General features: G+C 64.5%; 13 protein-coding genes. 7 read left to right on the top strand and 6 right to left on the bottom strand.

Annotated features, from left to right (window positions below; genetic code table 11):
- Positions 1 to 76 precede the first annotated feature (76 nt).
- On the top strand, positions 77 to 754 hold the full coding sequence (locus JJJ16_RS03420; RefSeq protein ID WP_219751382.1) for an HAD hydrolase-like protein: 678 nt from the start codon (positions 77 to 79) through the stop codon (positions 752 to 754).
- Here JJJ16_RS03420 and JJJ16_RS03415 read toward each other — a convergent pair.
- A complete protein-coding gene (locus JJJ16_RS03415; RefSeq protein WP_219751381.1) occupies positions 751 to 4035 on the bottom strand; it encodes an error-prone DNA polymerase in 3285 nt (1094 codons plus the stop codon). The two genes, JJJ16_RS03420 and JJJ16_RS03415, sit on opposite strands and share 4 nt — an antisense overlap.
- Positions 4036 to 4152: 117 nt before the next feature.
- Between JJJ16_RS03415 and JJJ16_RS03410 the strand changes: the two genes are divergently transcribed.
- A complete protein-coding gene (locus JJJ16_RS03410; RefSeq protein ID WP_413243681.1) occupies positions 4153 to 5217 on the top strand; it encodes an alcohol dehydrogenase catalytic domain-containing protein in 1065 nt (354 codons plus the stop codon).
- Here JJJ16_RS03410 and JJJ16_RS03405 read toward each other — a convergent pair.
- Genes JJJ16_RS03405 through JJJ16_RS03395 form a run of 3 tightly spaced genes read right to left on the bottom strand, consistent with a single transcriptional unit; the run spans position 5214 to position 10430 of the window.
- Positions 5214 to 8345, bottom strand: a complete 3132-nt coding sequence (locus JJJ16_RS03405; RefSeq protein ID WP_219751380.1) for a DEAD/DEAH box helicase — start codon at positions 8343 to 8345, stop codon at positions 5214 to 5216. The two genes, JJJ16_RS03410 and JJJ16_RS03405, sit on opposite strands and share 4 nt — an antisense overlap.
- A 39-nt stretch (positions 8346 to 8384) precedes the next feature.
- Entirely contained in the window at positions 8385 to 9938 is a 1554-nt protein-coding gene (locus tag JJJ16_RS03400; RefSeq protein WP_219751379.1) for a DNA polymerase Y family protein, read from the bottom strand.
- 9 nt (positions 9939 to 9947) lie between these two features.
- Entirely contained in the window at positions 9948 to 10430 is a 483-nt protein-coding gene (locus tag JJJ16_RS03395; protein WP_219751378.1) for a hypothetical protein, read from the bottom strand.
- 129 nt (positions 10431 to 10559) lie between these two features.
- Here JJJ16_RS03395 and JJJ16_RS03390 point away from each other — a divergent pair, with 129 nt between their 5' ends.
- Both JJJ16_RS03390 and JJJ16_RS03385 read left to right on the top strand, forming a co-directional pair.
- Complete coding sequence (locus JJJ16_RS03390) at positions 10560 to 11087, top strand: YbhB/YbcL family Raf kinase inhibitor-like protein (protein ID WP_219751377.1); 528 nt, start codon at positions 10560 to 10562, stop codon at positions 11085 to 11087.
- Between the two features lie 5 nt (positions 11088 to 11092).
- A complete protein-coding gene (locus JJJ16_RS03385; RefSeq protein WP_003792351.1) occupies positions 11093 to 11554 on the top strand; it encodes a tRNA (cytidine(34)-2'-O)-methyltransferase in 462 nt (153 codons plus the stop codon).
- A gap of 89 nt (positions 11555 to 11643) precedes the next feature.
- Here JJJ16_RS03385 and JJJ16_RS03380 read toward each other — a convergent pair whose 3' ends face one another.
- Entirely contained in the window at positions 11644 to 12135 is a 492-nt protein-coding gene (locus JJJ16_RS03380; RefSeq protein WP_193390516.1) for a hypothetical protein, read from the bottom strand.
- Positions 12136 to 12347: 212 nt separating this feature from the next.
- Here JJJ16_RS03380 and lpdA point away from each other — a divergent pair, with 212 nt between their 5' ends.
- Positions 12348 to 13721, top strand: coding sequence for a dihydrolipoyl dehydrogenase (gene lpdA, locus JJJ16_RS03375; RefSeq protein ID WP_007589040.1), 1374 nt, complete (start codon positions 12348 to 12350; stop codon positions 13719 to 13721).
- 27 nt (positions 13722 to 13748) lie between these two features.
- Positions 13749 to 15452 carry a 2-oxoglutarate dehydrogenase, E2 component, dihydrolipoamide succinyltransferase gene (sucB, locus tag JJJ16_RS03370; RefSeq protein ID WP_219751376.1) on the top strand — a complete coding sequence of 568 codons (1704 nt, stop codon included), beginning with the start codon at positions 13749 to 13751 and terminating at the stop codon, positions 15450 to 15452.
- Positions 15453 to 15535: 83 nt separating this feature from the next.
- On the opposite strand, the gene JJJ16_RS03365 is transcribed toward sucB, so the two are convergent.
- Positions 15536 to 16870, bottom strand: a complete 1335-nt coding sequence (locus tag JJJ16_RS03365) for a protein kinase domain-containing protein (RefSeq protein ID WP_219751375.1) — start codon at positions 16868 to 16870, stop codon at positions 15536 to 15538.
- 105 nt (positions 16871 to 16975) lie between these two features.
- Between JJJ16_RS03365 and JJJ16_RS03360 the strand changes: the two genes are divergently transcribed.
- The gene (locus tag JJJ16_RS03360; protein WP_219751374.1) at positions 16976 to 17668 is read left to right on the top strand and encodes a DUF4191 domain-containing protein; all 693 of its coding nucleotides are present in this window, start codon (positions 16976 to 16978) and stop codon (positions 17666 to 17668) included.
- The last annotated feature ends 8 nt before the right edge of the window (positions 17669 to 17676 follow it).

Below are 17676 nucleotides of genomic sequence, written 5' to 3'. Positions count from 1 at the left end.
GTGGTCGTGTCGGATGCTTCTCTCGGGATAATAGGGCATAGTGACTAAGAAAGCACCAACAACGCGGGAGAGCCACGTGTCTTTATCCATTTCTGTTGTCCTTTTTGACGTCGACGGAACGATTGTTGATTCCGCTCCTGCCGTCATGAGTGCATTTCGTGGCGCACTGTCAGACTCCGATTTGCCGATCCCTGACGATCAGCGGCTTCGCAGCTATGTTGGCCCGCCGCTGTGGTACTCCTTCGGTGACCTGGGGTACGAGGGTGGGCTCCTAGCCAACCTCGTGAGTGGTTACCGTTCGCGATATCAAGCTCACTTTCTTGATCCCGAGCCTTTCCCCGGGGTCATTGATCTGCTTCATGAACTTCATGATGCGGGCGTTCCGTTGGCGACCGCGACGTCGAAGCAGGCCCCGATGGCTCTCGCTCAGATGGAGCATCTCGGCCTGTCCAGCGTTTTTGATGTGATTGCCGGGGCTACTCCCGATCCGGCATCGAGCAAAGCAACCGTCATTCACGAGGCCTTGACGCGCTTGGAGGCCCGCGGCGCCGACATCTCCCACCCCGTCATCGTCGGCGATTCGATCTGGGATGTGCGCGGCGCCAAGGAGGCTGGCATTCCAGTGATCGGCGTTGGGTGGGGCTACGCGACTGAGGACGGCCTTGACGACGCGGATGCCGTCTGCGACACGGTCGATGACCTGCGCACATACCTCCTGGATGGCGTGGCAAAGCACGCGCGAAGCGCTGGTTAGCGAAAGTCCCGGGAACGTACGTCGATGGGCAGGTCAACGGGGGCGATCCGGAAGGCTTGCACGTTAATCGCGCCATCACCCCATTCGAGCGTCCCGCGAACGAGGAGCGCATTCGACTCCAGGCACACGCGTCGAAACTTCTTCCACGCACCCACCGACACCGAGACGTTGACAAAACCTGTCTCGTCTTCAAGGGAGAGGAACGTGATCCCCCCGCCCGTGTGCGGGCGCTGTCGATGGGTGACGACTCCGGCGATGTCGACGATGCGTCCGGCCAGGTACTGGCTCAGCTCGCCAGCCCGGAGGACGCTAGTGGGCAGCGATCCACGGACGTAGCTGAAAGGGTGGCGCCCCGGGGTCAGCCCCGTCGAAGCGACATCCGAGCACATGCGCTCCACCTCCGATAACGAAGGCAACTCGGGTACGCGGGACCCCACCTCCGTACCCGGAAGAAACGGCTGCCATTGACCGGCCCGAGCCTGTGGCTGCGCGAGCGCCCCAGCAGCCCATGCCCCCTCGCGCCGCCCGACCCCCAGGCATTCGAGAGCGCCGGCCATCGCGAGCTTTTCCATGGCGGAGGCGCTCACGTGGGCGCGCCGCGCGAGGTCCGCCTGACTCGTAAAAGCTCCCTGACGCCTGGCATCGACGATGCGCTCGGCGGCCGCGCCCAGGCCTCGTACCTGAGAAAGCCCGATACGCACCGCAAGCTCGCGATCGACATCGAGGGCAACGGTGCCGCGCGAGGGCAAAGCCTCCGGGCGCCCCGGGTTGTAGGACTCCCCCGCCTCATTTTCGCCCACACGCTGCACGCTCGCGTCGACGAGTGAATCGTTGACCGATGGACCCACCACGCGCACCCCGTGCCTGCGGGCGTCCTGCACGAGGGTCGCGGGCGAATAGAAGCCCATCGGCTGGGAGGCCAGGATCGCGGCATAAAAGTGCTCGGGGGCGTGCACCTTCAGCCAGGAGGATGCGTACACGATGTGCGCGAAGGAAAACGAATGAGACTCCGGGAACCCGAAGTCCGCAAAGCCCTTGAGCTGTTCAAAGATGCGCTCACGCGTGGGCGCATCGATCCCTCGTTCCTCCATGCCCGCCATGAGGTCCCCCTTGAGGGCTTCCATGCGCTCCGGGCTGCGCTTGGCGCCCATCGCGCGGCGCAGCTGATCGGCACGCGCTCCCGATAATCCCGCTGCATCCGTCGCGATGCGCATGAGCTGCTCCTGAAAGAGGGGCACGCCGAGCGTCTGGCGCAGGGCGGGCTCAAGGAGTGGGTGCAGATAGGTGACCTCCTCGCGTCCCGACCGGCGTCGCAGATAGGGGTTGACTGAGCGCCCCTGGATCGGCCCCGGTCGGATCAGAGCGACCTCCACGACAATGTCGTAGAAGCAGCGCGGTTTGAGCCTAGGAAGCGTATTCATCTGCGCGCGCGACTCCACCTGGAAGACGCCCACCGTGTCGGCCGCGCACAGCAAGTCATAGACCCTTGGATCCTCCTCCGGAAGGGTGTGCAGGCCTAGGGGCTGGCCCTCGCGCCCTTGCACGACTCGAGGCGCCCAGCCGCGCAGCTGATTCAAGGCCGCCCCCGCACGCGCACCGCCCGCCTGGAGCTCCTCGAAGGCGACGCGCAACGCCGTCAGCATGCCGAGCGATAGCAGGTCGAACTTCACGAGGCCAGCATCCGCGCAGTCCTCCTTATCCCACTGGAGAACCGTACGTCCCGGCATTGCTGCCCACCCAACCGGGCAGATGCGCGATACCGGCTGATCGGTGAGCACCATGCCGCCCGAGTGGATGCCCATGTGCCGGGGAAGACGCGCGAGCGCCTGGGCCGCATCCCTAACGAGGGGTGGCACCGCTCCCCTGCCCTGGGACCAGGCCGTCGCCGTACCGGCCGGGTATCCGAGGGCGCGCGCGACGTCGCGGATCGCTGAGCGCGGTCGGTAGGTAATGACGTTCGCGACCTGGGCCGCGCGATCCCTCCCAAACGTGTCGTAGACGTACTGGATGACCTCTTCTCTGCGACACGCCTCGATATCGACGTCGATATCCGGTGGCCCTGAGCGCGCATCAGATAAAAATCGCTCGAACAGCAGGTTGTGGCGCACTGCGTCCACCGCTGCGATTCCCAGGCAATAGCACACCGCCGAGTTGGCGGCGCTCCCCCTGCCCTGGCAGAGGATCCCGTTGCGGGCGCAAAAGTCGACGATCTCCTTGACGATGAGAAAGTAGCCCGCAAAGCCGAGGCGCTCGATGACCCCCAGTTCGTGCTCGATCGTCTCCCATGCCCGGGGGTGGTGCGCGCGTGAACCGTAGCGCACGCTCGCGCCCTCGTAGGTGCAGTGCGCGAGCCAGCTGTCCGGGGTGTGTCCGTCGGGGACCTGGGTGCGCGGCAAGCGCGGGGCGACGAGGCGCAGGTCGAAAGCGCATGCGGATGCGACCTCGCACGCATTGTCGAGTGCCCGCGGGTGTGCCCCGTGCAGTCGCGCCATCTCTGCGGGTGAACGCAGGAAGGAGCGGTGTGCGCTCAGGTGAGCCTCCGCCTCGTCCAAGGAAGACCCCAAGCGGGTCGCCGTCAAAATGTCGCCGAGCGCCTGCTTCGAGGGTGAGGACATGCGCGCTCCGCTCGTCGCCACCAGGCGAGTTCCGCTCGCACGCGCAAGCTCCGCGAGCACGTCTCCGACCTCGTCCTCGTCCCCACGCGCGGCCTGCCACTCGACGAGGACCTGGTCGCGCCCAAAAGCGTCTACAAGTCCGTCCAGGACTCGGCGTGCGGGTGCCGCGCCCCCGGCTCGTAGTGCGCGCATGAGCGGCCCCCGCTTACCGCCAGTAAGGACGATGAGCTCCCCTCCGGCCTCGCTCAGATTGACGAGGTCGTGGCGGGGATTGCGCTGCCCGGGTTCGGACAGTGCTCGATCGCTCATCGCTCCCACGAGATGTGCATAGCCGGTGGGGCTGGCCGCCACAATGGGGAGGCGCATCCCCGGATCTTCCGCTCCGGGAGCGAGTCCCCACCCCGGTGCAGATGACCCCGGAATGATGCTCCTCAGAGCGTCCGGCGCGAGCGTGAGCTCAGCGCCGTACACGATCGGCAGGCCGACCGTGCGGGCAGCCATAGTCGTCTGGACCGTTGAGTACATGCCGTCGACGTCGAGAATTGCGAGGGCATCGAGCCCGAGGCGCGCAGCTTCCTCCACCATGCGCGCAGGCTCATCTGTCCCGTCCAGGAAGGTGAAGGCGCTGTGCGCATGCAGTTCTGCGTAGCGTCGTTCCGTGGTCACACAGCCATTATATAGAACATATGTTCGATCCTGTTGTTGGGGGGAAGCTGCGTTGGCGCGTACAGATGAGGTAAAAGGCGCCCCTCCCACGAGGAGCACAAGCCCTATGCTGGGAGCATGGAATCCATGCTCGCAGCGTCGCTTCGCTCCCCCGGCGCCCTGGTACTCGACGAACGCCCCATTCCAACACTCGGCCCGCGTGACGTTCTCCTCTCCGTCGAAGCAACAACTCTGTGCGGCACGGACCTGCGCATCGCAACGGGACAAAAGACGAACGGCGTCACCCCGGGCGTGGTGCTCGGCCACGAAATCGCCGCGCGCGTATGGCGCGTTGGAAGCGACCTCACCGCAGGAGTCGACGTTCCCGCTCCGGGCACGCAGGTCGGACTCGCGCCCGAGATTGCCTGCGGACACTGCGCCCCCTGCACGAGTGGGCGCTCTAACGTGTGCGCGAACATGCGCCTATTCGGAACGGGGGTGGATGGAGGCCTCGCGGACTTCATCCTCATCCCCGAAGAAGCACTCGCGTGCATCACCCCCGTCGCTCGCGAGATCGCCCCGCCTCACCTCGCGCTCGCCGAGCCGCTCTCGTGCTGCATGCGCGCAACAACACGCCTGCCCATCGAATCCGACTCCCGTGTCCTCGTTCTGGGAACGGGACCGATCGGCCTCATCCACTGCGCACTCGCGGTTTGCGCCGGCGCACGCGTCATGGCGTGCGGACGGCAGGCACGCCTCGAACCCGCGCGGGCGATCGGAGCCGAGTTGACGACCAGCGCCCAAGGAGAGGATCTTGTGCGTGAGGTCCTGACGTGGACTGACGGTGTTGGAGCAGATGTCGTCATCATCGCAGTCGGAGCCCCAGGCCTCGTCCCCGTTGCCGCTCAGTGCGCGCGTATCGGCGGCCACATTTCTTTCTTCGCCGGCTTCCCCGCGGGAGCGATGGCTCAGATCGACCCCAACCTCGTGCACTACCGCGAGCTGACCCTCAGCGGCAGCGCCAACGCGACCCTAGATGACTACGCGGCGGCCGTCGAGGCGCTCTCAAGCGGACGCATCAACCTGTCGCCACTCATCACACACGAGTATGAGCTGTCCGACGTCAGCGACGCCCTTGACGCCGTGCGCACACGTGCCGGCTTGAAGGTCGCCGTGCGCCCGAAAGGCTTCGCCACCCTTTAGTCGAGGAGCCCGCGCAGGTCCGCCTCGCTGAGGCGAGCACCCGTCCCGGTCCCATTCATCACCGAAGAAATGAGCTGACGCTTGCGATCCTGAAGCTCCACGACCTTCGCTTCGATCGTGTCAGTCGCGACCATTCGATAGACATTGACTTTCTTTGTCTGACCGATGCGGTGCGCGCGATCAATCGCCTGCTCCTCGGCGGCAGGATTCCACCAGGGATCCATGACGTAGACGTAGTCCGCCTCGGTGAGGGTCAATCCGGAACCACCAGCCTTCAGCGAGATGAGGAAGACTTGGGCATCGCCCGAACGGAACTTTTCGATGACCTCAGCGCGACCACGCGTCGACCCATCGAGCTGCACGACGGATATTCCGCGGCGCTCAAGCATGTGCCGAATACGCTCCAGGAACGAGGTGAACTGGCTGAACACCAGCGCCTGATGCCCGAGAGGCACGATCTCATCCAGGCGATCCGCCAGGTACTCGATTTTTGCCGACCCCACGTGCGCGTACGAATCCTCGACGAGAGCCGGATCGAGCGCTAGCTGACGCAGCCTCGTAATTGACGTAAGCACACTCATTCGGTTCGCATCCACGTCGCGTAGGAGATCGAGAATCCGGGCGCGCTCGCGGGCCAGGTACTGGTCGTAGATATGGCGGTGTTCCTTGCCTAAATCGACGCGCACAATGTCGACGATCTTGTCGGGCAGATCCGGAGCGACCTCCTCCTTCGTGCGTCGCAGGACGAAGGGCGCGACGTACGCCGTCAGACGCCCGAGCATCGCCGGGTCCGTGCCGTTTTCGATTGGCCTGCGCACCTGCTGCTGGAACGTTTCCCACGGGGGCAGGAGGCCGGGGCACGTCAAGGAAAGCAACGACCACAGGTCTCCCAGCGAGTTTTCGATGGGGGTGCCGGACACCGCCAACTTCCAGGGTGACTCAAGATCGCGAAGTGCACGGTAGGTCGCAGTGCGAGGGTTTTTCACCGCTTGCGCTTCATCGATGACGACTCCGCCGAGGCGCACCTGGTTCCACTGCTCTGCCTCCAGGCGGACGAGCGTGTAGGAGGTGACGACAATATCCGCATCGGCAACCTCCTCCTGGATCGTCGTCCCCCGGCGCGCGGCTGTTTCCGTCACCGCGCGTACGCGTAGGTGCGGTGTGAAGGTACGCGCCTGGTCTATCCACACGCCGACGACGGAGGTCGGCGCCACGACGAGAACCGGCGAGGGATCACCGGCGGGTGCATGCGCTCGCAGCGCTGCCACAGCCGACAGGATCTGAACGGTTTTACCCAGGCCCATGTCGTCAGCCAGAATTCCACCGATGCCACTGGACAGGCGAGCCGTCAACCACGCGTGCCCACGGCGCTGATACGGGCGCAGGACCGAACTCAGCGACGGCACCGGCGGCACACCTTTATCCGCGGAGCCGTCGCGCAGCGGGGCAATCCGCGTCCTCCACGCGTCGCTGATACTCACGTGGTCGGATGCGCTCGTGAATAGATCGACGACGCCGACCTGCATCGGCGTGAGCCTGAGCCCCTCGCCGTCCCACCCCGCCAGGGTGCGCGCCTCTTCCAGCAGCGTCGCCAAGGATCGAATACGTTCGCCGTCGAGGCGTACCCACGTTCCCTCGACCTCGACGTACTCCTGCCCGCCTGCGATCGCTTCGAGCGCATCGCGCACGCTGATCGTGACGGCACCGAGGCGCAGGCGCACGTTGAGGTCAAACCAGTCGCGTTCGGCCGGATCAACGCTCACATCGACATCGAATCCGTCGTCTCGCACGTCGATGGCACGCACGTCCTCCGCAACGTCCCACACGAGGCCATCAATGCCCTCGGAATCGACAACTGCCTCTAAGAACGCGGGAACATGCCACGGAGACAGCCTCCCCGTCGTCGGAGGCGCGGTCCACAGGGTGGAGTCCAACCCGCGTCCCCACAACTCGACGCGCCCCACGATCTCAGCCACGGCCTCGTCGTCCGCGCAGTGGGCCACAGGAGTGCGCGAGCGCGACTCACCCTGACGATACTCGGCCCACCAGCGCACAACGACAGATTCACCGTCGCGTCGCACCGTGCCCACGAGGGACACGTCCGGGCGAGCCTGAGCGTCAAAACTTCCATCGGAGGACGCCATCGAAAAACGCCTGAGGAGGGCGGGCAGCCACGTGCCACGAAACTGAGCGACATCGGCGGCAGGAATATGCAGGCCTCGATCGAGAGGAAAGCCGTCGAGCGTTCCCACCCCCTCAATGCGTGCGATTGCGCGCCCTCCATCCAGCAACAGCACACTCGCATCGCGGTCGATGCGCGGCCTCGTGATCACCTCGTCTCCGTTACGCGCGACGACGCTGACGTCAAGGCCGTCGTCACCGGAACGCACATCAATGTCCGCATCCCACGTCGCATGCGAAAGCACCACCTTCTCATCTGCCTCAGGCGAGGCGTAGAGCTCAACCCCGGCCCGCACCAGGCGTGCCAGCCACGCGTAGGCATGCTCACCCAGCGAACTGAGCGTCACTTCCGTGCGCGAGTGCCACGAACGCGATTCACGCGACAGGCGGTAGCCCTCACGCATGAGAGAGACGTGCGTCGGATCCAGCCCGTCCGTCACTGACGCCCACTGCGTCGCCGTCAGATCGAGCCATGAGGCCCTCTTCGTCGTCCACCCGGATGAGGAGCTTCGGCGCAGCGGGATGAGAGACGGCTCGACCCCGGGATCATGCGCATCGACGACGAGGGCCAACGGCTCGCCCAGGCGGTCCCGGTCGGAGCCCAGCATCTGCTCGAGGACACGGCTCCACTCAGGCACCGAGCGCTGCTTGTCGCGGGCATTTTCGCGTCCGACGATGAGCGTCGCGACCGTATGGGGGCAGTCGCTGCGCAGCGGGCATGCACACGCGAGGGACGGACGCACAGCACCCTGTGCGACGCGCACGCGATAGGTCAGCCCGGCTTCCTTCACGCGCGCTTCAGCCTGTTCCCCATCCTCGCTCCAGGAGAATTCACGCACCGCACCACTGCGCGCTAAACGCAGGCCGTTCGCCCACGCCGCCGGGCCAACAAGGGCCATCATGTCATCATCCGACAGTGAGGCCAGCGTGTGCGACAGAGATACCATCCTTTCAGTCTACGGCACCCACCCATCCCCAGCACCGGCTCACTGGGCCAGCCCCTCGATAGCCCACTCCCCTTCCTTCCAGACGAGGAGAATGTCCCGTCCATCCTCAAGCAGAGCCCTCATGTAGGCGCGCGGTCTCTCCTGCGCCCACCAACGACCTCCCACTGGCCAAGGTCCTTCCACTCGCGCGATAGCCGCACGGCGTCCCCTCCCCGACGTGGATTGCGAGGCATCACGCTCGCTCACGAGGTAGGCGGGTGTGGCACTCAAGGTCCCTCGGTGGTCCACACGCACATCGTCGAAGGCACCCGATGCGCCAACGATCCTCACACGCACGGGCTCGTCAAAAAGCGTCGCCGGAGGATGAGTGATGCGCCCCTCCCACGCCCCCTCATGCGGGCGAAGGAGAGGCTCGCTCCCCCATCTGGTCATCACAACACGGCTGCGCGGATCGTATCCGCCCTGCACCCGCGGAATCAGGAGAGAATCCGGCCCCGCCATCCCCTGGATACGCACGACGCTGCGCGAGACATCGCGCTCGCGGTCTGACCGCCCCCACAGTGCTGATGCACTGCGCCCCACCCGCGGATCGCACGCGGTGACGCGTATGCAGGTCACCGCGCCACTGGGCCCTTCGATACCCGAAGCCCACCCCGCGAGCGTCCACCGGACGCGCAGCGCAACATCGTCGGATACGCACACGTCGCATCCACTCCACGTGCGAGTGCGCTGACCGCCCCCAGCATCCTCCATATCAATGCGCAGGGTCTGCGAGACGAGCCCACCCCGCCCCAGCCTCTGAGACAGATCTCGTGCGATGCGGTGAATGGGCACCATCATCGTATCGATGGATTCTCCGCCCACATCAATGACGCACTCCATCGTGATGTCTGGCTGAATGCGCCCGGCCAGCGTGATGGCACTGTCGCCTCCGGAGGCGAGATTCCAGAGTTGTTCACCGACGTCGCCGAAGCGCTCGCACACACGGCCTCGCCCCAGTGCCAGAAAATCCGCGCACGTGTGGACGCCTAGGCCTGTCAATAGCTCGATGGCGTCAGCTGCTCTATCAGCCATCGCAACAGGAACGGCCCACAGGGCACGATGTAACGGGATGCGACCCAGGAATAATTGGTTTTCTCCGGCAGGAACAATGCGTCCCTCGCGCGCCGCCTCCAGGGATGCGACCGGACCATCGGCGATGCCAACAAAACATTCAACGCCGACGGCTTCCTCGATCGCCGACACCAGAGCCGAGGCCGCGTCCTCCTCACTCCCATGCCAACGGGCGGGACCGCGCGCCCGACATCTGGCCACCCCGGGGCGCACGCACTCCACCCCGGCCGCCACCGAATCGAAAGCATCGACAACGGCGCTAAACGCTCGTGCCTCGCGATCAGGGTCGCGAGGCAAGCAGATGAGATCGGGACACACATACGTCGCCTCTCGTACGCTCATGCCGCTCCTCACTCCGGCGCTCCGAGCAGCGCCGCTGGCAACCTCGATGCGTTCGCTGTGCACGACAGCCCCAGTGCCACCCGGCGGCAGATCGGCCACGAGGCAGTGGACGGGCCAATCTGGCACCCACACCACCATGTCACGCACCTAGACCACCAGCCGCATTCGTCGACGTGTCGCTTCACGAGAAAGCCCCGGCCAGGGGCGCAGTGTCACGATGGTGCGTCCCATCGATCGGGCCCGAGCCGCCAGGGCCCGCTGCTGTGCGCCGGACAGTTCAGGAACATCAAGGCAGACAACATCGCAGGCCTCTATCAGAAGGGAACACAGGTCCCCCACCTGGTGATCTTTCCCCGCGTTTAATACCAGTACACGGTCGAGGTCCATCCCCTGCTGTGAGGCCCATTCCCAGCCGATATTCCTCACTCCACACACGCCGATCCACCCCTCGGAGGGACATGCATCGATCAGCAATCGGATGAGTTCAGCTCTGCCAGTCGGCCCCAGAAGGACGGGAGAAATCCCCACCTGCGCATGCTCGATATCGTCACGCGCTCGCAGGCCAACAGCCTGTTCGGCACGGTTCAACACGTCGCGCGCCGCCAGTAGTCGCGTGTGCGCATCGGCCATAACTCCCCCTCCTAGCAATAGAACACATGTTCGATAGTGGAAGTGTAGAACCCCGCTCACACATCTGCGTCCCGAACGCCGATCGTGCGTGAATAGGTCACAATGGGAACACCGAGAAAAGGAGCATGCATGAACATCGACCAGCGCCCCCTTGCCCCCAGCCCCTACGAGGGCCTGGAAGTCCCCACGTTTACGCTGTCATCGAGCGTTCTCACCGACGGTGCACCCATGCCCGAGTCGGCGACCGCCGAGGCCGGATCCCTTTCCCCGGATCTCACGTGGCACGGTTTCCCCGAGGACACGGCAAGCTTCATGCTGACCTGTTTTGACCCGGATGCCCCGATCCCCTCGGGCTGGTGGCACTGGGCAATTCTTGACATCCCGTCGTCCATGACCCACCTGGAGGCGGGCGCCGGAGCATCCGACCTCATGCTGGACGGTCCGGCTTTCCACCTGCGCGGCGATGCAGGTGAGGCCTCCTACTTCGGAGCCGCTCCCCCCACCGGCGACCGCCCCCACCGCTACGTATTCACGGTGCACGCCCTCGATACGGATTCGCTGGGGCTCGACGACGACGCGACCCCAGCCATGGCCTCGTTCGCGGCGCTCGAGCACACGATTGCACGCGCCTCCCTGACCGTGACCCACCAGGCCTGAAGACCATGCTGCACATTATTTTTTGGGAGCCGGAAATCCCCGGCAATACGGGAGCCGCTATTCGCCTGTCCGCATGCACGGGATCGATGCTGCACTTGGTCAAGCCACTGGGCTTCGACATGGACGACGCGAAGCTCCGCCGCGCAGGCCTGGACTACCACGACCTCGCGCACGTCATGGTGCACGATTCCCTCGATGAGGCACTCGCCGAGGTTCCAGGGCGCGTCTGGGCGCTCACGGGCCACGCAACCACCATGTACTCCGACGTCTCCTATGCCGATGGAGACGGTCTCCTTTTTGGGCGCGAGTCGGTCGGCCTCTCCGAGGATGCAATGCATCATCCGCGCGTGGAGGATCGCGTGCGCATTCAGATGGTCGACGGCGTGCGCTCCCTCAATTTGGCCAACTCCGCATCGATCGTGCTGTACGAGGCCTGGCGACAGCTGGGTTTCCCGAACGGCGTCTAACCCCACGACAGAAAGATGTCGAACGAGGCCCGGGTCGGATTACTCCGCCGGGCCTCGTTTACTGCGTTCATCGTTGGATTAGCAGTGGGTCAGTGCGCCCTCCATGGGGTGGACGGACGCTCGACCTGCTCTGCGAGTGAGACGATCCTGCGCGGATTCGAGCGCCACATCCAGATCAAGCCGATGATCGACACAATGAGGGGCAGGAAGTAGAAGTCAGCGCCGAGGCCCGTCCAGGCTGAGCGCGCGGAATTCAGCTCATCTAAGCCGAGCGATGCAACCCACAAAATAATCGGAATGGCGATCGACAAAGAGATCGTGACCCAACCGACCATGCGCATGCGTCGCCCGTTGTGGGTGAGCGCCGTGGCCGCGATGAGATAGTCGATACCCGCGAGGAGAGCAACGATGCGCGGCCCCCAGGGTTGCCCCTGCGCATGAAAAAGATCGAGGATGGCCGTCACGAGAATCCAGGCTCCGAGGAGCCAAAAGAGAGCAATGATGATGCGGCCAAGCCCAAGCGACGGCGGGCGCTGATCGCGCGCACCGACGGCCTCGTTCGTCGTCTCATGTCCGTGCACAGGTCTGATCCTACCGACAGCATTGTCGCGGCGCATCGCATGAGAGATGAGTGCCGCGAGCAACTAAGCCGTGTGGCCTGATGCACCGCGATGGAACACCGAGCTTCAAGACAGCGTTGCACAAACGTGGGACAATGGGCCTATAAGGACCGTGAGGCCCGCCATGAAAACAACCATCTGAGCTTCGGCTCATCAGCGAGGAGTTTTAAACCTTGAGCGAATCGACCTACGACATCGTCATTCTGGGTGCGGGTTCCGGCGGCTACGCGACCGCCCTGCGCGCTGCGCAGCTGGGCATGAAGGTCGCCCTCATCGACGGCGACAAGGTGGGCGGCACCTGTCTGCACCGCGGCTGCATCCCCACCAAGGCGTACCTGCACGCCGCAGAAACGGCCGAGGCCGTGCGCGAGTCGTCCAAGTTCGGCGTCTCCTCCACCTTCAACGGCATTGACATGGCACAGGTGGGTAAGTACCGCGACTCCGTCATTTCCGGCCTGTACAAGGGCCTGCAGGGCCTGCTCAAGTCTCGCAACGTCGAGGTGATCTCCGGCTGGGGCCGCCTCGCCGACGCGAACACCATCGAGGTGAACGGCCAGCGCATTACCGGCCGCAACATCGTTCTGGCGACCGGATCCTACTCGCGTTCGATCCCCGGCCTCGAGATCGGTGGCCGCGTGATCTCCTCCGACCAGGCCCTTCAGATGGATTGGGTTCCTTCCTCCGCCGTTATTCTTGGCGGCGGCGTCATCGGTCTGGAGTTTGCCTCCGTGTGGCGCAGCTTCGGCGCCGAGGTCACGATTATCGAGGCCCTCCCCCACCTCGCCAACAATGAGGACGAGGCCATTTCCAAGCAGCTCGAGCGCGCCTACCGCAAGCGCGGCATCAAGTTCCACACGAACACTCGCTTCGCCTCGGCCACGCAGAACGAGCAGGGCGTGCACGTCACGACCGAAGACGGCAAGGCTTTCGACGCCGACGTCCTTCTGGTCGCTGTCGGCCGTGGCCCCGTGACCGAGGGCCTGGGCTACGAGCAGGCCGGCATCACGCTGGATCGCGGCTTCGTCATCACCAACGACCGCCTGCACACCGGCGTTGGAAACATCTACGCGGTCGGCGATATCGTTCCCGGCCTTCAGCTGGCACACCGCGGCTTCATGCAGGGCATCTTCGTCGCCGAAGAGATCGCCGGCCTGAACCCGACCATGCAGGCTGACATCAATATCCCGCGCGTGACGTTCTGCGAGCCGGAGATTGCTTCCGTCGGTATGACCGAGAAGCAGGCACGCGAAAAGTTTGGAGACCAGGTGCGCACCGTCGAGTACAACCTTGCCGGCAACGGAAAGTCGTCTATCCTGGCCACATCGGGCATCATCAAGCTGGTCTCGGTTGAGGGCGGTCCGATCGTGGGCTTCCACGGCATCGGCGCGCGCATCGGCGAGCAGATTGGTGAGGGCGAGCTCATGGTGAATTGGGAGGCATACCCCTCGGATGTCGCTTCCCTGATCCACGCACACCCCAGCCAGAACGAGTCGCTTGGTGAAGCGGCTATGGCGCTGGCAGGCAAGCCGCTCCACGTCCACAACTGACCGAAATTTTTTAATAGGAGAACACACATGGCAACTTCAGTGACCATGCCCGCTCTGGGCGAGTCCGTCACCGAGGGCACCGTCACCACGTGGCTCAAGCAGGTCGGCGACACCGTCGAGCTCGACGAGCCCATCGTTGAGGTGTCCACGGACAAGGTCGACTCCGAGGTCCCCTCCCCCGTGGCCGGCGTCCTGCTGGAAATCCTGGTCCCCGAGGATGAGACCGTCGAGGTCGGCACCGAGATCGCTCGCATTGGCGATGCATCTGAGGCTTCGGCAGCCCCTGCCGCTGCACCCGCGGCTGCTCCCGTCGAGGCGCCGGCTGCGCCTGCTGCAGCTCCCGTTGAGACCGCTGCCCCGGCGGCGGCTCCCGCGCAGGGTACCGAGGTGCGCATGCCCGCTCTGGGTGAGTCCGTCACCGAGGGCACCGTCACCACGTGGCTGAAGTCCGTGGGCGACGCCGTTGACGCCGATGAGCCGCTGCTCGAGGTCTCCACGGACAAGGTCGACTCCGAGGTTCCCTCCCCCGTGGCCGGTTTCCTCGCAGAGATCCGCGTTCCCGAGGATGAGACCGTCGAGGTCGGCACCGTCGTCGCGATCATTTCTTCATCTGCCCCCTCTGCAGCTCCCGTCGCCGAGGCTGCCACCCCGGCCGCTCCGGTTGCACCCGTGGCACCTGCTGCCCCCGCTGCACCGGCCGCTCCGGTTGCCCCGGCGGCTCCGGTTGATCCTTTCCCGAACGCGTCGACGCTGGCACAGACGGCTTCCGCCGCTCCGGTCGTTGAAACCCCTGTTGCCGTCACCGGCTCCGCCTACGTCACCCCGATCGTTCGTAAGCTCGCCCGCGAGCTCGGCGTCGATCTGGCGTCCGTGTCGGGCACCGGTGTTGGCGGCCGCATTCGCCGCGAGGACATCGAGGCTGCCGCAGCTGCTGCTCGCGCTGCAGTCGCAGCCCCTGCTGCTCCGGCCGCTCCGGCCGCTGCACAGGCCAACGCTGTTCGCGAGCCTTCGCCGCTGCGTGGAACGACCGAAAAGATGTCGCGACTGCGTCAGACGATCGCCCGCCGTATGGTCGAGTCTCTGCAGACCGCGGCTCAGCTGACCACGGTTATCGAGGTCGACGTCACGAAGGTTGCCGCTCTGCGCGCTCGTTCGAAGGACGCGTTCCTTGCCAAGCACGGCACCAAGCTGACGTTCCTGCCCTTCTTCGTAAAGGCCGCGACCGAGGCCCTCGCCTACCACCCGAAGATCAACGCGACCATCAACGACAAGGAGGTCACGTACTTCGACTACGAGCACGTGGGCATCGCCGTTGACACGCCGCGCGGTCTGCTGGTCCCGGTGATGAAGAACGCCGGAGACAAGGACATTGCGGGCATCGCCGCCTCGATCAACGATCTGGCCGCTCGTACTCGCGACTCGAAGATTGGCCCGGACGAGCTGTCCGGCTCGACGTTCACGGTGACCAACACCGGTTCGGGCGGCGCACTCTTCGATACGCCGGTCCTCAACATGCCGGAGACCGCGATCATGGGCGTTGGCACGATCGTGAAGCGTCCCGTCGTGATGAAGGGTGCCGACGGCGCCGACGTCATCGCGATTCGCTCGATGGTCTACCTGTCGCTGTCCTACGACCACCGCCTGGTTGACGGTGCCGACGCTTCGCGCTTCCTCATGGACGTGAAGAAGCGCCTGGAGGAAGGCGCGTTCGAGTCCGACCTCGGACTCTGATCCTCACCGAACGCTGATGGGGTGGGCCTCTGCTGAGGCCCACCCCATCATTGTTGCCTGGATACTTACGTAGTGGTCGGTCGTTATTGCGCCGCCGCACCACTGTCCTGATCAACGGGCTCTGCCTTCACAACCTTGCCCGACACTGGATCGACGCGCACGCGAAGGTCGGTTACTTGGGGCTCCGAGCGCTTCTCACAGGTGCCCGCTCGACATGTTTCGGTGGCGAGAACCGTCAACGTTGCACTGACATCGATGGCGCCCGGCTCACACGCCAACACGGACACATCATCAATCTGGGAGGACAACTGCGAGACGCGCACTCCGTCGCTTTGCATCGTTGCGATGCGCTGCTTGTCTTGATCGAGCAGCTCACCACCGAGAACGCTCGCAAGAGGCGTCGGGTCACCGGCGACCACTGCTTCGTCGCGCGTGCGGATTGCATGGTTAATTGTTTCTGACAGGGCAGAAACATCGCACGCGCTCCCAGCCGACTGCTCGAGCGATTGTGAGGGAGCGCTGTGGACAGATACTTCCGATTGGCCATCGCTGACACCGCTGCGCAGCAAGCCGTACGCCATGATGGACACACCTGCGATGATCGCCATCAGCCCCATAGCGAGGACGCCGAGCGCTCGGCGCCGACCGCGCTGCGCTTCCTGTCTCCCGCCACGCACATTCTGCGGTGTCGACGCAGCCGGGCGCTCGGGCCGCGCATCTCTGAGGGTATCTTCGCGCAGTGCCGCAGCGCGCAAGTCAGCGATGACGCGCTCGGGATCCACGGGCTCACGCGAAATAGGGTGCTCGACGGGATCGTCAACAACGGGCGTCGCGTCTGCAAGACAATCGTTAGGCTCATCGAAGCCAAGCTCAGCCAGTGCCTCGTCCATGTGCAGAAGGTGCGCGAGCTGACGCAGGCACGCGCGATCAGCTCCCTGCCCACTAAGCCCTTGGCTCCAACCCGGGGTTCCGTCACCCTCTCCCAACTCGTCGATGAGATCAATGATGACCGCGCGCCCAGATGGTGTCACGATAATGTTGGAGGGCGTTAAATCCCCATGGACGATTCCAGCGCTGTGCAGAGCACTGACCCCGGCAGCAATTCCTTCGATGATCTGGCGTCTTGTCGCGATTGGACGCAAATCGGGCGAGCCAATTTCCGCATCGAGGGGACGTCCTGCCACATAGTCGTAAACGATTGCCCAGCGGCCGTCATCTGATCGAGCAACATCGCGCAGGGCAACAACGTGTCGCGACGTGATCGAGGCCCACGCCTTCCACCGCTCGAGGCAGCGCTCTCCATCTCCGGCAGCGCGCAGAGACAACAGTGCTTGACCCACATCCGTGCGCGTACGCCATACGGGGCCCGTCGCCCCGATATGGAAGATTTGGCCAACGTCGTAACCGCCAATGTTCATACCGACATTGTCCTAAGCGAAGCAATGTGATGCAACTCATTTCACAAAGTGCCTGATCGGACGGGTGGACTTTCGATCATCAATTGCACGTACAATAATGAGGTTATGAGTGAATCGAATCCCCCCGGCAAGAGGCGCTTCTATCAGAACGTCCTCGACGCATACCGACTGACCAAACGCACCTACCCGGCACTTCCGTGGATGCTTCTCGGAACGGCTGCTGCGGTGATCGCCGTCTTCATGTTGGTGGCCTGGCTGACCAACATGTCGTTTATTGGCTGGCTTGTCGTCGGCATCATGGGCTCGTTCACCGCAGCCCTATTGCTGTTGAGTATTCTTACCCGCCGCGCACTGTACGCGCAGGTCGAGGACACGGCGGGCGCCGTGAAGGTTGCGCTGTCCCAGATTCAGCGCGGCTGGGTGATTCCCGAGCAGCCCGTGGCATACACCCGTGAGCAGGACCTCGTGTGGCGCATCGTTGGCCGCGCCGGCGTCGTTCTCATCTCCGAAGGCCCCGCGTCACGCGTCCGTCCCCTCCTCCAGGCCGAGACGAAGCGCGTCACCAAGGTCATGCGCAACGTTCCCGTTCATCAGATCCAGGTGGGTCACGATGACGGGCAGATCGCTCTGAAGGATCTGCAGCGCGAGCTGCGCAAGTTGAAGAACGTGCTGACCCCCGAGGAAGTTCCCCAGGTCTCTGCGCGCATCAACGCTCTCCGATCGGGCGAGCCTCCCATTCCGAAGGGCATCGACCCCCTGCGCGCCAAACCGTCACGCCGCGCACTTCGCGGCAACTGAACCTCACA

The organism is Schaalia sp. ORNL0103 (assembly GCF_019429565.1).
Classification (GTDB): Bacteria; Actinomycetota; Actinomycetes; order Actinomycetales; family Actinomycetaceae; genus Pauljensenia.
The sequence above is the reverse complement of the archived record's forward strand: the minus strand, read 5'-3'. Positions and strand labels throughout refer to the sequence as shown.

Coding starts and splice junctions, on each gene's coding strand:
- JJJ16_RS03410 (WP_413243681.1), top strand. CDS start 4,153: ATGGAATCCATGCTCGCAGCGTCGCTTCGCTCCCCCGGCGCCCTGGTA.
- sucB (WP_219751376.1), top strand. CDS start 13,749: ATGGCAACTTCAGTGACCATGCCCGCTCTGGGCGAGTCCGTCACCGAG.
- JJJ16_RS03395 (WP_219751378.1), bottom strand. CDS start 10,430: ATGGCCGATGCGCACACGCGACTACTGGCGGCGCGCGACGTGTTGAAC.
- JJJ16_RS03365 (WP_219751375.1), bottom strand. CDS start 16,870: ATGAACATTGGCGGTTACGACGTTGGCCAAATCTTCCATATCGGGGCG.
- JJJ16_RS03385 (WP_003792351.1), top strand. CDS start 11,093: ATGCTGCACATTATTTTTTGGGAGCCGGAAATCCCCGGCAATACGGGA.
- JJJ16_RS03390 (WP_219751377.1), top strand. CDS start 10,560: ATGAACATCGACCAGCGCCCCCTTGCCCCCAGCCCCTACGAGGGCCTG.
- JJJ16_RS03405 (WP_219751380.1), bottom strand. CDS start 8,345: ATGGTATCTCTGTCGCACACGCTGGCCTCACTGTCGGATGATGACATG.
- JJJ16_RS03400 (WP_219751379.1), bottom strand. CDS start 9,938: ATGGTGGTGTGGGTGCCAGATTGGCCCGTCCACTGCCTCGTGGCCGAT.
- JJJ16_RS03360 (WP_219751374.1), top strand. CDS start 16,976: ATGAGTGAATCGAATCCCCCCGGCAAGAGGCGCTTCTATCAGAACGTC.